The organism is Chitinophaga pinensis (assembly GCF_007896845.1).
In the GTDB taxonomy this organism is placed as follows: Bacteria; Bacteroidota; Bacteroidia; order Chitinophagales; family Chitinophagaceae; genus Chitinophaga; species Chitinophaga pinensis_C.
Window position 1 is genome coordinate 26,696 of the sequence record NZ_VOHS01000023.1, and the last position, 15,520, is coordinate 42,215.

Genomic DNA, 15,520 nt, shown 5'->3' on the forward strand with positions numbered 1-15,520 from the left:
ATGCAATACTGCCGCTATGCATATTCACCATATGAATATCCGATAACCCCGGCAGTAAAGGTTTCCAATCACACATTCCCTGTTGTAACGTATGCTGTTTATGCATTGCATATCAGTCTGCTGCGTTTCAGCGAGTCACACTTCGAAAAAAAAGTAATCGTTTGCGTGGTACCCTTGAGGTACTTGCACGACAAATATGTTGGCCTGACTCAGCGGAGTCCGGTGAGCCGTACCTTTTAGTCTATGATAAACCTTAAATAAAACCCTCCAATGAAAATCCATTACACAAGCCGGTTGTGCATTCCACGAAGTATGCGTCAACTAAGACTATTCTGTACACTATTGCTGCTGGTCCTATGTCTGGGCGCAGAGCAGGCATTTTCCCAGCTGTCCCGCCTGCGGGCAGATGGTAAACGTATTGTCAACGCCAGTAATCAGGAAGTGATCTTTAAAGGGATCAATGTTGGTGGCTGGTTGCTGCAGGAAGGATACATGATCAAGCCTTCCTTCTCAGGTGGTGGTACGCAATGGTCTGTTAAAAAGCGTCTCTATGATCAGGGGCAGAGCGATGCCGCTGTAGAAGCATTCTACCAGAGCTGGCGTGACAATTTTATCACCAAAGCGGATATTGATTACCTGGCTTCACAGGGTTTTAACAGTGTTCGCCTGCCATTGCACTATGACCTCTTTCTGACAGCTGCACAGCGTGCAGTAAGAAATGGTGTAGCGCGTAACTCATCAACTTACAATAGCTATGTAAGTTCTTTGACAAGCTGGTATAACAGCAATCAACTGTTCAACGATCAGAATCTGGAAGGTTTCCGCCTGACAGACAGCTTGTTGAAATGGTGTGCTGCCAACAACATGTATGTGGTACTTGACCTGCACGCAGCTCCGGGTGCTGCCGGTACAGATGCCAACATCTCTGATGCACTGATGGGGAATGATCTCTGGAACAAACCGATCTATCAGGACATCACCGTACGTTTATGGCAGCGTATTTCTGCACGCTACATTAATGATGATCGTGTAGCTTTTTATGATCTGATCAACGAACCCAATAACGTTCCGGCTAATCAGAGCATTCACGCGCTCTTTGAAAGACTGATCAACGCTATTCGTGCACAAGGTGATACACACCTGTTAATGGTGGAAGGAAATGGCTGGGGTAATCAGTACAACTACCTCGAACCATTCACGTTTACCAACAGAAGCAACCTGGTGTACAACGCACACCGTTATGGTACATCCACATCGACTACCACTACCAATGGAGATGCTAACCAGATCAATGAACTGGGTAACATCAATAACTTCCGTAACACACACAATGTGCCGGTAGTAGTAGGAGAAACCGGTGAAAACAACAGCAACTGGCTGCGTGCCAATATCGCTGCTATGAATGCCGCCGGAGTGGGTTGGTTCCACTGGACTTACAAACGTTTTGATGGTGGTGAAAATGCGGCATTGCTCCGTATTCCCCCGCCTTACCTGATGGACGGCGCTGGTAACATGAGTGCTGTATTAAACAACATCAGATTTGTCAACAACGTAAAAAACACAAATACAATCGCTGCCGTTGCGCCGGGTAGAAGTTCTGCCAATGCTCCTGTCGGTAAAACGATCTGGCTGCAGGGTTTTAACAACAAATACGTTAATTCAAAGAACGGACAAGGCGCTATGTGGTGCGATTCCGATGTTCCACAGGCATGGGAACTCTTTGCCGTGGTAGATGCGGGTAACGGTAAGATCGCCCTGAGAGGTAACAATGGTATGTATGTTTCTTCTGAAAATGGGGAACAGGCGATTACCTGTAACAGACCAACAATTCAGGGTTGGGAAGTATTTGACTGGCTGGAAACCGGCGATGGTAAAGTAACGCTCAGAGGTAGCAACGGTTTGTTTATCTCTTCTGAGAATGGTGCTGCTGCTATGACCTGTACACGTCCTGCTGCCAGTGGCTGGGAAGCATTCTCCTACAGTGTGGTAGGTAACGCTCAGGATGTTCCTGATCAGGATGGCCCTACTGCTGCACCAGGTCAGTTTAAAGTTGTAGGTTACTGGCCGGGATGGGCGGGTAGTCCAAGTACCAGCAAAGTACCTTATAACAAACTGACGAACGTGAATTACGCGTTCCTCCTGCCAAACAATGATGGTACATTACAGGGACTGGATAACCCGGCCGCATTGCGTGATCTGGTATCACAGTCACACGCTGCCGGTGTTAAAGTATCGATCTCTATCGGCGGATGGAACAATGGTAACGATCAGGGCTTCGAAAATCTGGCACGTAATGCATCTACCCGTACCACTTTCGTGAACGCAGTGATTGCCTTCGTCAATCAGTATAGTCTGGATGGCGCTGATATTGACTGGGAATATCCTGATAATGGCGCTTCTGCCAATAACTACGTATTGCTGATGACAGAACTCTCCACTCAGCTGCATAGCCGTGGTAAACTGCTCACAGCGGCTGTGGTAGGAGAAAATGGTGCAAGCATCCTGGGTAGTGTATTCCCTCTGGTGGATTACCTGACACTGATGGCATATGATGAAAATGATTACCAGCACTCTACCTATAGTTACGCACAGCGTTCTCTGAGCTATTGGAGAGGTCGTGGTTTGCCAAAAGAAAAAGCTATTCTGGGTGTACCATTCTATGGTCGTCCCAGCTGGGAATCTTACGCACAGCTGCTGGCAAGAGGAGCGAGTCCTGATGCAGACACCTATCAGGGTGTAGGATATAACGGTATCCCTACGATCAAGGCGAAAACTAACCTCGCATTCGATCAGGGTGGTGGTATTATGATCTGGGAACTGTCACAGGATGTTACCGGTGCAAACTCCCTCCTGAATGCGATCAATCAGGTGGTATTACAGAGAGGCGATACGACAGTAACAAATCCGGACCCTACTACTGTGCCTATTGGTAAAACGATCTGGTTGCAGGGCTTTAACAGCAAATATGTGAATTCAAGGAACGGACAGGGAGCCATGTGGTGCGACTCCGATATTCCGCAGGCGTGGGAACTGTTTACAGTGATAGATGCAGGTAACGGCAAGATCGCGCTGAGAGGTAACAATAGTATGTATGTTTCTTCTGAAAATGGTGAACAGGCGATCACTTGTAACAGACCAGCTATCGATGGCTGGGAAGTATTCGACTGGATCAGTAACAGTGATGGTACTGTTTCCCTGCGTGGCAACAATGGCATGTACGTTTCTTCTGAAAATGCAGAACAGGCGATGACTTGTAACAGAACTGCCATTGACGGATGGGAAAAATTCAACTGGGCAGAAGCATCTGCATTGACTGCCTCAGCAATTGCTGCCGTTCAACAGGAAAAGACAGCGATGAGCATTGCTGCGAATGGTAGTCTGCTGGTATATCCTAACCCGGTAATGAAGGGAAGTACCCTGACTGTCAATGTGAAGAAATACAATGCAGCCGCTCCGGTACATGTATCGGTAGTGGATGTGAATAAGCGGGTAGTAGCTTATAAGAAAGCCAACGCCGCAGTAGTGACATTATCTACAGGCAATATGGCCGGTGGTTTCTATATACTGACTGTTACCAATGGTAATAACATATTTACCAGCAAGGTACTGATCCAGTAACCATATAACACGGGAAGGGCTGCCTTCAGGTAGTCCTTCCTTTCAAACAGATGTGTGCGACGTAAGAAACGGTAAATAATCATGATGTAATCAATGCTATTTATATAAACCCTCACTGGTTGAAAGTCCGGTGATCTTTTCCCTCAAATTAACCGTTTAATTATGCGTAAACACTTCTACTGTTTACTGGCTATGTTCGCCAGCTGCCTCGTATCTCCACTGTCACAGGTACAGGCCCAGACAACTCCTGCAACATGGCAGGAACATTGGTTTGAACACGTGCAATTATTACAACGTGTTTATCTGGACAATGACCTTGCGCTCTATTATGACAATGATGTGAGCCGCTCTGTCACCTGGCCTAACCAGTTCCTCTCAGATGTATGGCGGTACACTAAAAAAACATACGGCTCCTTCGGTACAGAACCGCAGCTGTATGCCATCATGCACACCAACAAATACAGCGGTGGTCATCCTTCTACTTACTTTGATGCCAGCCACGATTACAGAAATGTCATCGATGCAGGTCCGGGTAACTGGACTGGCGCCACAGAAGGTGATCATAACCTGCTGACGCATGAGGTAGGGCATATTGTGGAAATTGGCTCTAAAAACACACACGGCTCTCCTGCCTTCGGCATATGGGGAGACAGTAAATGGGCGGAGATCTATCTTTATGACGTCTACAAAGGTCTGGGACTAACTACCTACCAGAACTCAGTCTACACACAGTTCACAGCAGGCCGGGACAATTTCCCCAGAGCCAACACCGCATGGTTCAGAGATTGGTTTTATCCTATCTATAATCAGTATGGAGGCACACAGGTTTTAAACCGTTATTTCGTACAGGTAGCACTCTATTTCTCCCGTTCCGGCTCCGAATACAACGGTGGCATGAATATGGGTGAATTCGTACATTTCTGGAGCGGAGCCGCAGGTGTAAACCTGAAGTCACTGGCAACAACAGCATTCGGCTGGACCAGCGAATATGAAACACAATTCGTACAGGCACAGCAGAAATATCCCTTTACTTATAGCACGCCTAAACCAATTGCTGCCAGTCTGTTCCAGGATATCAATTACGGTGGTTACGGGGTATACCTGCCGGAAGGCAATTACAACCTGACAACCCTGAGAGCTTACGGTGCACGGAATGATGATATTACCTCCCTGAAAGTAGCGGCTGGTTATAGAGTGACCTTCTACATGGATGATAACTTCACCGGTTCCTCCAAAGTATTTACTGCGGATGCTGCTTCTATGGAAGCAGGTTGGAATGATCAGGTGTCTTCCATCAGAGTGGAAAAACTGGCCTCTGCCACGGTAAGTGTGGCGCCTGAAAAAGAAGAAGGCTTATCCGTATCTGCTGATAAAGGACTTGTAGTATTCCCGAATCCTGTCAGCAGAGGTACTTCTCTGACAGTAAGGGTAACGGAGTATGACGCAAAAGCGCCTTTGAAAGTGTCTCTGGTAGATGTGAATAAAACGCCGGTAGCCTATCAGACGGCCAACGCGGCAACTGTGTCAGTGAATACAGGAAACGTGGCAGGCGGCGTATATGTGCTGGTAGTTACAAACGGTAGCAGGTATTATACAAAGAAGATAGTCATTCAATAGTATTCGGCTCCCTATATATATGCAAAAAGGCGGTCCTGTAAGACCGCCTTTTGCTTTTGATTTCATCCTTTCTTACTTGCCTGTTTTAACGTGCTTCAGTTCAGCGCCTTCTCTTATTTCTTCGTTAGCGGCAGCCAGAATGGTGTCGCCTTCGTTGAGATTACCATAGATTTCAACTTTACCATCAGCTTCGCGGCCGGTCTGCACCTGTACTCTTTCCGCTTTGCCGTTTGTTACCCTTACCACAAATACATTCACCGTAGAATTCACCACCGCTGCTTTCGGTACCAGAAAGGTACTGTCAGCCGCATCCATCGGAATATTTACTTCCGCAATCATACCGGGTAACAGCTTTTTATCATTATTAACCACATCCATTTCAATACGCTGTGAACGCAGACGGGCATCCAGTGCACCGGAAAGACGGTTTACCTTCGCAGTGAACTGCTGACCGGTAAATGCCTTCACATTGAACTTCACTTCACTGCTGCTGTTCAGATAAGCAGTATAAGATTCAGGAACAGAGATCACCAGACGTAATTTCTTTTGCTCCTGAAGGGTAAATAAAGGCAATTCTGAGCCTTTTCCTGTCGGACCAACATAAGCACCCGCACTTACGTTTCTCGCGCTTATAACGCCGGAAAATGGTGCCCTGATCTCCAGATAGTTTCTGTTATCGGAGATCTCCCTGTAAGCTGCCTTACCGGCATCCCACTGTGCAAGGTCTGATTTCATACGCGCCTGCGCTATATCCAGATCGTTTTTGGAAACGGTACCCGGTGTCAGACTGGTATTATACAGACGGTCATAGTTCGCTTTACTCGCCAGATACACCGCTTCCTGTGATTTAATTCTGGATTCCGCACCTGCCAGCTGAGAGCTGATCTCTGGTGCTTCCATGGTAGCCAGCAGCTGGCCCTGACTCACTTCTGTACCCACATCTACATGCAGCTTCTTTACGAAACTGCTCACCTTCGCATAGATATCTACCTGCTGATAAGCAATCAGCTCACCGGGTAATTGCAGGGAAGAAGCGAGTTTACCTTTCTGCAGGGATATAGCCGCTACAGGAGCTTCCTCCTGTACGTTTTCTTTATTTTCTGATTTACCTTCTGTGTGACTACAGCTGCTGAACAACAGAGTGGCAGGTAAACTTATTGTGATAGCAAGTGCTTTAATACTGTTCATATTATTCGTGTAAGGATGGTACATAGTTTTTACTTTCTTTATCTTCCGGATCGAGTGATACCGATTGGGTCGTCGCTTTACCCTGTGCCCATGCAAATACCAGTGGCAGTATAAACAGGGTGCTGAAGGTAGAAGCGATCAGGCCACCGATCACCGCGCGTCCCAGCGGAGAGGTCTGGTCACCGGATTCACCCAGGCCGCTGGCCATAGGGATCATACCTGCCACCATCGCAAGACTTGTCATCAGGATCGGACGGAGACGCAAACCTACTGCTTCTTTTGCGGAAAGCAGCGCGTTACCATTTTCGAGGCGTAACTGCTCTGCATTCGTGATCAGTAACACCGCATTCGAGATCGATACACCCACAGACATGATGATACCCATGTAAGACTGTAAGTTCAATGTAGATCCGGTCAGTAACAGTAATGTCAGGGATCCGATCAGCACCGCCGGTACGGATGCCAGCACCACCGCAGATACTTTGAATGACTGGAAGTTAGCCGCCAGCATCAGGAATATCACAACGATCGCTACCAGCAGACCTGATTGTAAGCTGTCCAGCGTTTCTGTAAGGGTAGAGCTGAGACCGATCAGTTCCACATTAAGACCGCGCGGTAATTCACCCAAAGACTTGATCGCTTTCTGTACATCCTCAGCCGCTGTACCGAGGTCAATGTTATTCGTATTAGCCGTAACAGACAGACTCGGAATAGCGCCAAGGTTATCGGCTTCTCCATAAGTAGTATCCGGCACAATGGTAGCCACATCTCCAAGTACCGGTCTGCTGGAATTTCTCAGCAGCGGGATCTCATTGATCGACTGTATATCCGTCATTTTGTTTTCCGGTACCTGTACCTGTACGCTATAACTCAGGTTGGATTTCTCATCGATCCAGATGTTCTTCTCTGTATAACGGGAAGAAGAAGTGGACGCTGTCAGTGAACGGGAAATATCGCTCACATCCACACCCAGCTGTGCCGCACGGATACGGTCAATGTTCACACGCAGGGAAGGATATTTTGTAGACTGCCCCAGTTGCACATCTCTCAGGTAAGAGATCTGATTCAGTTTAGTGATCAGCTTCGCCGCAAATTGCTCGTTCAGCTGTTTGTTTCTACCGGTAAACCTTACCTCGATAGGGGTAGGAGAACCCTGACTCAGGATCTTATCTGTCAGTTCGATTGGCTCGAAAGATGGTTTTACATCAGGCATTTCTTTTTTCATTTCTGCTCTGATCTTATCTTTCAGCTCGTCCATATTCACTTTGTACTCTTCTTCCAATGCTACCTGAATCACGGCTTCCTGTGGACCCGGCATAAACAGATAGATCGGACTGATGGAGAACTGACCCGGGTGTTGACCCACATATGCAGAAGAAATAGATACATGTTCAGGGCCAACGATACGTTTGATCGCATTGATCGTCCTGATAGTGATCTCCTCCGTTCTCTCCGCTCTCGTTCCTTCCGGTGCACGCAGGCGCAGCTGGAACTGACTGCCATTACCGCGTGGTAATACGTCACGTCCGATGCTGCTGATCAGTACAACTACCAGCGCAATACCTGCCACCAGATAAACAGTCACAATCAGCTTACGTGCCGGCATCACTCTGTTCATAAAGCGCATAAAGCGGTTACGCACGCGTTCAAAGCCGGTCACTTTACCATTATTATCGAAATCTGCTCTTTCTATCAGTTCTTTTTTATCATGATGCGGAACAGGTTCTCCGGCCTTATGATGTACGTGATCCTTCATCAGCCAGTTGGCCATGATAGGTACGAATGTCTGCGCCAGAAAATAAGAGATGATCATCGCAAAACCGATCGCCAGTGCCAGCGGCAGGAACAGTGAACCCGGGATACCACCCATAGTGAACGCTGGTGCAAATACCGCAAGGATACAAAACAGGATCAGCAGTTTAGGGAAAGCAATCTCCTTACACGCATCCCATATGGCCAGCCCCTTCGGCTTACCCATGTCAAGGTGCTGGTGTATATTTTCTATCGTCACCGTACTCTCATCCACCAAAATACCGATCGCCAGTGCCAGACCACTTAATGTCATGATGTTGATGGTCTGACCGGCCAGTTTCAGACATAATACTGCCGCAATGATGGACGTCGGAATGGTCAGGATCACAATCAATGCACCTCTGGGGTCACCGAGGAACAACAGTACCATCAAACCTGTCAGTATCGCCCCGATCGTGCCCTCACTGATCAGACTTTTTACTGCGTTGATCACATATACGGACTGGTCAAATTCATAAGTCAGTTTCACGTCTTCCGGTAGCAGGGACTGGAATTTCGGCAATGCAGCCTTTAGTTTCTGTACTACTTCCCATGTAGATGCATCACCGGATTTTGCCACACTGAGATATACGGAACGACGCCCGTTTACCAGTGCATAACCGGCGGTTACGTCAGCGCCATCTTCTACCGTCGCAACGTCGCGGAGGTAGAGGTTCTGTACACCACCTTTAAAGAGTGGGATATTTTCGAAATCTTTTACAGTTCTGATAGCCGTGTTGGCAGGTGTGATATAGTTCACATCGCCGATACGCACGTTACCGGAAGGGGAAGTCTGGTTGTTAATACGCAGCGCTTCTACCAGCTGGTCAGGTGTCAGATTATGGGAACGCAGCAGTTCAGGGTCAGCCTTAATTACTACGGTACGTAAGTTACCACCGAAAGGAGGTGCGGATACAAGACCCGGGATCTGTGTAAAGGACGCACGTACATAAGTGTTTGCCAGATCCAGCAGTTCGTTATTAGTACGCTTTTCACTGCTTAATACCAGTTCGCCCACAGGCAGGGTAGAAGCGTCAAAACGGATAATGAACGGTGGCTGTGAGCCGGGCGGGAAAATAGCCTGAATACGGTTACAGAATGCACTGAGCTCTGCCTGTGCCTGCGCCATATTGGTGCCCGGATAAAAACTCACTTTAATGAGGGTCAGACCCTGTATGTTTTTGGTCTCAATAGCTTTGATACCATTTACATAAAGTAATATGTTGATGTACTGTTTACCGAAGTAAGCTTCCATCTGGGTAGGTGTGTATCCACCAAAAGGGTGCGCGATGTACATCACCGGCAGGTCCAGTTTGGGGAAGATGTCCACCTTGATCGTTCTTACAGCACCTATACCGAAGAAGAAAAGGGCAGCCACTATTACCAGTATGGATATTGGTTTGCGTAATGCTGATCTTATCAGGTTCATTTAATTAGAATTCATTGATGAATAGAGAAAAATTGCCACTCGCAGCTGCTTTCAGCAACAGTGCCTGCCAAACATTGGTGTAGGCAATATCACGGTCTGTCTCTGCCCGGTTCAGGGTATAGAATACCTGTGTTACATCCACGATTGTATTCAGTCCGTTACGGTATAATACTGTTCTCTGATTGTAAGCCTCTGTTGCTGCATTCACCTGTATCGGCGCTTCGGCGTAGTTGTCGAGCGCATTTTTGATTCTGGTATCTGACAACGTTAACTGTGCTGCCAGTTGCTGGCGTACCAGCTCATATTCATCCTGCAGGGCTTTTGATACATATTTCTGGGAGGCTGTCTGGTGTTTTACTCTCAAAGGAGAGGTCAGGTTCCAGGTCACCCCTATACCCAGCAGATAGTTGCTGCGGTTAGGTTTGACACCATCCCAGTAACCCTTGTTATATGCTGTCTGATCGGTGATGTAGTTCGCGTCAAATCCGGACCCCCTCGTCTGCATCGCCCCGAATACTGAGAATGCAGGGTAATTCAGGGTATGGATATAACGGGCCTGTTCATCACTTACCTTAATACGGTTCTCGTAGAACTTCAGTAATGGATGTCCCTGTATGTTTGCGCTGACACTGTCAGACAAGGCGCCCGGTATACGTGCGATAAATAAGGTGTCCAGTACAAAATTGCCGGGAGCTACGCCCATCAGCTGTGCCAGTTGATTGGCATAGGTCTGTTCAGCATCCTTCGCCTTGGTATAGGCGATCTTTGCATTGGATACCTCTGCGTTTGCCAATGTTGAGTCTACGCCCGGTATCAGACCATTCAATGCTCTGGTTACTACTACAGAACGGAAAGTATCCGCACGCTCCAGGTTGTTCCACCATGAACGGGTAAGGCGTTGTGCTGCCAACAGGTTCAGATAGGCGCCTGCCACCCTCACGGAATGTTGGAACTGCTCCTGCTCCCAGTCTGACTGATCTCTGTTTACCGCTGCCTGCGCTGCCTTGATCTTCTCTTTGGCGCGGCCAAAGGCAAAGAAATCCCAGTTAACGTTGGCGAGGTAAAGTCCGCCAAATGCCGCATTCCAGTTCTGTGAAGGAAGGGTAGGACCCGAAGAAGCCACCCCCAGACCATTCAAACCATAAGACGGCCCAAACTGCCCGTTGACAGTACCATAATCCTGTTGTGCTGATACGTTCAGGTTCGGGAGGTAATCCCGTTTTGCCTGTGTTGCTGTAGCTTTGGACGCGCTCAGGTAATTGGCTTTAGCCCTGACGGTCCCATAGTTGGCCAGCGCGGTCTGTACTGCTTCTTTCAACGTCAGTACCTGCTGTGCGTGTAGCGCCTCCATCGATCCGTGCCATAACAGCAGGAAAAGGACTACGACGATTCTTTTTGTTTGCATGATAATACTTAAACATTAAGACCATGAACCCTAAAACTGTTTCTCAGGAAAACGTGTGCTGGATGCTTCCTTTAGCGGCTTTATGTTCTCTGTTGATTCCTCGAAAATAATTTGCATGATATGCCAGCCTTCGGCGTAATCATATTGAATGTTGAAATGGTTGACGTCACAGATCTGTTTGACGATCGCCAGACCTATACCGATTGAATCACTGTTCCTGCTTCCTTTTTTGAAACGTCTGAACAACTGATTGGTAGGTACTTCCGGCGGATTACCGGTATTGGCGATGACCAGTGCGGATCTGTTTAATGTTACACGGATCTGCCCTCCCTGTACGTTGTGTCTGATGGCATTGCTCAGCAGATTGCCAAGCAGGATGTCTGTCAGCGCCGGGTGTAGCTGCACCTTGACGCCAGAGGTGATCTTCGTCTCCAGCGTAATGGATTTCATATCCGTCAGTTCTGAAAAACTCTGCAATGCATCTGTGATCAGTTGTGACATAGAGATGCTTTGCCGGGTGTCAAACTCGTTGTTTTCGAGTCTGGCAAGTAGTGTCAATGAACTGTTGATCCTTGATAATTTGTCAATAGCATTCTGCATATCCCCGATCAGCGGTACGATAGTATCTGGTTCCTTGCCCTGCAGGTATGACTCTGTCAGCAGTTCAAGTTTGTTGCGCAACACAGCCAGCGGGGTCTGTAATTCATGAGACGCGTTCTCTGTAAACTCCTTCAGCGAACGGTAGTCGTCCAGCGCTTTGTCTGCCATCCCGTTCAGGAAACAGTTCAGCGTTTTCAGTTCAGCCGCATTGGCATCCGGTAATTGCAGCGGCTTTCTGTCTTTGAGGTTGAATGAACGCACTTTTTTCATCGTCTGATGAAAAGGCGCCAGTATCAGTCTCGATACGAAGCGGGCCGACAATACCGTCAATGTCAGCAGAATGGCAAAAATCCAGATGAAAGAACTAAACAGGCCTTTTAATATTTCTTTCGCCTTGGTGATATAGTTGTAGGACGAAATACTATAATAGTGGCCATTGATATTATAAAAAGAAGTAACCGTCAGCCTGCACTCCCGGTGTTGCAGCATAGTATTGTAGAAAGTATGCTCATATACATCATACTTATTCACCGGTATTTCAAATTCCAGCAGCTTGATATCTACTGGTCTGCCTTTCATATAAGTATCCGGTGATACACCGTGCCGCATCTGCATCGCCATCTGGTCATTACATACCTTCAACCGATCGATCTCCGCCTGATCTATACCCGATTTTACCTTGTGGTACGCAATTACAAATCCTACCAGCATCGCGGTCAGCGTGATGCACAGATACCATAAGGTGAACTTGTTGATCAGCTTCATGATACAGCAGTATTAAATTTGTAACCTAATCCGTACACAGTATTAATATAATCTGCTCCCTCTGCAGCATGTATCTTCTTGCGGAGATTCTTCACATGCTGGTATACAAAGTCAAAATTGGCCAGGTTATCGGTATAGTCGCCCCACAGATGTGCTGCGATCGACTGACGGGATAATACCCTGTTCTTATTCACAAGAAAATATAAAAGCAGATCGAATTCCTTCGGTGTTACATCCAGCCGGATCTCATGCACACTCGCTTCCAGCGTATCCGTATTCAGCGTGATTTCATTAAAACTCACAATATTGCTACCCTGTAGTTTCTTCCTTCTGAAGATAGCTCTCAGTCTGGCATGTAATTCTGGTAGATGAAAAGGTTTGGTCAGATAATCATCCGCCCCGCCTTCCAGACCACTGATCTTATCGTCCAGTGAGTTTTTCGCGGAAATGATCAGTACACAACTGTCAATCTTTTCAAGGTGCATGAACTGTAATAATTCCAGTCCATTTCCGTCCGGTAAGGTGATATCCAGTAACACACAGTCATACTGGAAACCTGACAACTTATCGTAAGCTTCACTGCTGGTATGGCTTACCTCACACAGATAACCCTCTTTTTCGAGAAAGCTACTAATGCTGCCGGCCAGCTCCATGTTATCTTCAACGAGCAGAACTTTCATATAAGCTGCATAATTCGTTTTTAAATTTGAAGCAATCTTGAAGCTATTTCACGCTTACGTTTATAAAAAAAGAACCACCGGTCATACGTGGTTCTTTTTAACTGTCTTGATGTCCGTTGAGTACCTTTAAAATTGTAGTGTAAAGTTGGTAAGAATCCTGTTCTTAAGATTGTTCCATTCAAATGAATAGTTGTAAAATTCAAAGTTTTTTAATGGACGGGGCTGCTGATGAAATCGGAGTATAGCTGGTATTTTTGTTAAGTGATTGATAAGTATATATTTATGTGTGTATCATCTGAATGCCTTGCCGCCGGTTTTTTCACTATTTAATTCAATAGTTGTCTTTTTCAAAGGATCGGGTGCATATTTCCGGGTAATAGAAAGGGGTTGTCCGCCATCGGCGGACAACCCCTGGAATAAAACGGGTCTGTTGCAGGTTTATCGTAACAAATTGATGGCTCCTTTTTTAACCACACTGGTCTTATCCGTCATCGTAATTCTGACAGTATAGCTATACACGCCTGATGGCTGTAACTTACCATTATAAGTTCCGTTCCATCCGGTCAGCTGATTTGTCTGATAAATCAGCTCTCCCCACTGATTAAACACTTTCATCTCAATCGCAGCAATAGAGGTACCCTCCGGCTTGAAATAGTCATTCTTACCGTCACCATTCGGTGTGAAGGCGTTTGGAATAAAGATCTCGCCCGGTTTAGGTTTGGCGCTGGCCAGTCCCGGCAGACTGTTTTGACATGCCTGAGGACCGAGTGCAATTACCTTGATATTGATAGACTGCTGATTCGTAATACCGCTCACAAGGTGAGTAGTGCCTGTATTACCACTGCTCGGCGCAATATAGGTGCCACCATCTACAGATACCAGATAACCGGTAGCTCCGGGTACAGGATCCCAGGTAAAGGTCACGCCAGTAGCTGTAATCGTACCTGCTTTTACTACGGGAGTAGCCGCTCTGTCAAACGGTGTGACCGTTACAGCTGTCCTGTCACTTGCACATGGACCATTCACCGCCTCTACATACCACGTCGTTTCTGCCGTGATCGCCGGCGTCTCATATGTTGCGCCTGTACCGGTCACACTGCCTCCTGATGGGAAGGTGTACCAGTTGTAAGTAAATGGCGTGCTGGCGTTGGTAATATTCAGGGTTGCTGTACTATCCGGACAAAGCGTCACCGGTGTTACCAGTGGAGCATCAGGTTTTTTAGTCACGGTGATCTTGATGCTGTCTATCACTTTACATCCATTTTCATCAACACCTGTCAGCTTGAATGTCGTTGTTGTATCAGGTGAAATCGTGAAACTGGAATCGGTTCTGGTACCCGGTTCCCAGGTATAGGACTGCATACGTCCACCTGTCGGAATCGCCCAGACCTTTGTGTCAGTACCCGTACAGATATCGCCCGGTTTGGCCAGTGCCTTCAGCAGGATCATGGATTCCTCACTGACATCTGCGGTGAAATCCGCCGGACAACCATTCGCATCAGTTACAGTCAGCGTATAGGTACCCGCTGCCACACCGGTAGCGGTTTCTGTTGTCTGTACCGGCGTAGTATTCCAGGAATAGCTCAGAGGGAAAGAACCGCCGGAAGCTGTCGCCTGTACACTGCCATCACTATTACCACAGGTAGCTTTGGTTACTTCAGTAGTTACTGCAATGGGTACATATGCCTGACCGGACACTGCCAGAAACACCGCTCTTGAGCTATTGCCAGGATCGCCGCTCTGTACATAATTGATGGTAACAGATTCAATATCCTTTGCCTGATTTTCACAGGCAGGAGCAATATCGATACAATAGATACGCGGGTCATTTGAAGAGAGCCCTTCTACACTATAAGGGCCTGCTGCCTGTCTTTTGATACGGCCATAGCTGTCAAAAACAGGATTGGTACCACCAAACCAGTCAAGGATGGTAGATGTATCAGGAACGGAATGTGTACCGTCAGTATAATTAAAGGTAATGGACACCGTGCTGCTTTGCTCTGTGGAATAACAGAGAAAACTGATCTTACTGTACGCGCCGGGTGTAACAAACGTCAGGGTGTCTAAACCTGTAGTTAATGCGACACCTCCGTTTTTAGACATATACAATACGTTGTTGCCGGTATAATCGGCCATCTGGTAAGTACGTAAGCCCGTGGAGAAAAGACCATCATTGGGTATACCCGCATCCAGACTGTTAAGCGCGGCAAAATCAAAAGTATACAGGATCTTTTCCTGGATATCCAGACCTGTAGTGGTTACGGCTGTAGCGTTTAAGCCTGCTTCTGCAACACCATCATTGTTGTAACCCGTTACAGCTATAGGCGTATAGGTTTGTGCATATAGCCTGCAGGCACATATTACCAGCATGGAGGCAACAATTAGAACACGTTTCATTCAATTGGTATTTTTGGTTGATACTAAATT

General features: G+C 47.1%; 8 protein-coding genes. 2 read left to right on the forward strand and 6 right to left on the reverse strand.

Annotation, left to right across the window (positions count from 1 at the left end; genetic code table 11):
- Positions 1-312 precede the first annotated feature (312 nt).
- Together FEF09_RS30820 and FEF09_RS19790 are read left to right on the forward strand one after the other, a co-directional pair.
- On the forward strand, positions 313-3,618 hold the full coding sequence (locus FEF09_RS30820; RefSeq protein ID WP_186774420.1) for a glycosyl hydrolase family 18 protein: 3,306 nt from the start codon (positions 313-315) through the stop codon (positions 3,616-3,618).
- Between the two features lie 162 nt (positions 3,619-3,780).
- Positions 3,781-5,235, forward strand: coding sequence for a T9SS type A sorting domain-containing protein (locus FEF09_RS19790; RefSeq protein ID WP_146306704.1), 1,455 nt, complete (start codon positions 3,781-3,783; stop codon positions 5,233-5,235).
- A 72-nt stretch (positions 5,236-5,307) separates the two neighbouring features.
- On the opposite strand, the gene FEF09_RS19795 is transcribed toward FEF09_RS19790, so the two are convergent.
- The 6 genes from FEF09_RS19795 to FEF09_RS19820 all read right to left on the reverse strand — a co-directional run bounded on the left by FEF09_RS19795 (position 5,308) and on the right by FEF09_RS19820 (position 15,490).
- On the reverse strand, positions 5,308-6,423 hold the full coding sequence (locus FEF09_RS19795) for an efflux RND transporter periplasmic adaptor subunit (RefSeq protein ID WP_261387616.1): 1,116 nt from the start codon (positions 6,421-6,423) through the stop codon (positions 5,308-5,310).
- A gap of 1 nt (position 6,424) precedes the next feature.
- The gene (locus FEF09_RS19800; RefSeq protein WP_146306706.1) at positions 6,425-9,643 is read right to left on the reverse strand and encodes an efflux RND transporter permease subunit; all 3,219 of its coding nucleotides are present in this window, start codon (positions 9,641-9,643) and stop codon (positions 6,425-6,427) included.
- 4 nt (positions 9,644-9,647) lie between these two features.
- The gene (locus FEF09_RS19805) at positions 9,648-11,048 is read right to left on the reverse strand and encodes a TolC family protein (protein WP_146306707.1); all 1,401 of its coding nucleotides are present in this window, start codon (positions 11,046-11,048) and stop codon (positions 9,648-9,650) included.
- A 30-nt stretch (positions 11,049-11,078) separates the two neighbouring features.
- Complete coding sequence (locus FEF09_RS19810; protein WP_146306708.1) at positions 11,079-12,413, reverse strand: sensor histidine kinase; 1,335 nt, start codon at positions 12,411-12,413, stop codon at positions 11,079-11,081.
- The gene (locus FEF09_RS19815) at positions 12,410-13,093 is read right to left on the reverse strand and encodes a response regulator transcription factor (protein WP_146306709.1); all 684 of its coding nucleotides are present in this window, start codon (positions 13,091-13,093) and stop codon (positions 12,410-12,412) included. The genes FEF09_RS19810 and FEF09_RS19815 overlap by 4 nt, the downstream gene beginning before the upstream one ends.
- Before the next feature lie 438 nt (positions 13,094-13,531).
- Positions 13,532-15,490, reverse strand: coding sequence for a gliding motility-associated C-terminal domain-containing protein (locus FEF09_RS19820; protein ID WP_146306710.1), 1,959 nt, complete (start codon positions 15,488-15,490; stop codon positions 13,532-13,534).
- Positions 15,491-15,520 lie beyond the last annotated feature (30 nt).

Coding starts and splice junctions, on each gene's coding strand:
- FEF09_RS30820 (WP_186774420.1), top strand. CDS start 313: ATGCGTCAACTAAGACTATTCTGTACACTATTGCTGCTGGTCCTATGT.
- FEF09_RS19790 (WP_146306704.1), top strand. CDS start 3,781: ATGCGTAAACACTTCTACTGTTTACTGGCTATGTTCGCCAGCTGCCTC.
- FEF09_RS19795 (WP_261387616.1), bottom strand. CDS start 6,423: ATGAACAGTATTAAAGCACTTGCTATCACAATAAGTTTACCTGCCACT.
- FEF09_RS19800 (WP_146306706.1), bottom strand. CDS start 9,643: ATGAACCTGATAAGATCAGCATTACGCAAACCAATATCCATACTGGTA.
- FEF09_RS19805 (WP_146306707.1), bottom strand. CDS start 11,048: ATGCAAACAAAAAGAATCGTCGTAGTCCTTTTCCTGCTGTTATGGCAC.
- FEF09_RS19810 (WP_146306708.1), bottom strand. CDS start 12,413: ATGAAGCTGATCAACAAGTTCACCTTATGGTATCTGTGCATCACGCTG.
- FEF09_RS19815 (WP_146306709.1), bottom strand. CDS start 13,093: ATGAAAGTTCTGCTCGTTGAAGATAACATGGAGCTGGCCGGCAGCATT.
- FEF09_RS19820 (WP_146306710.1), bottom strand. CDS start 15,490: ATGAAACGTGTTCTAATTGTTGCCTCCATGCTGGTAATATGTGCCTGC.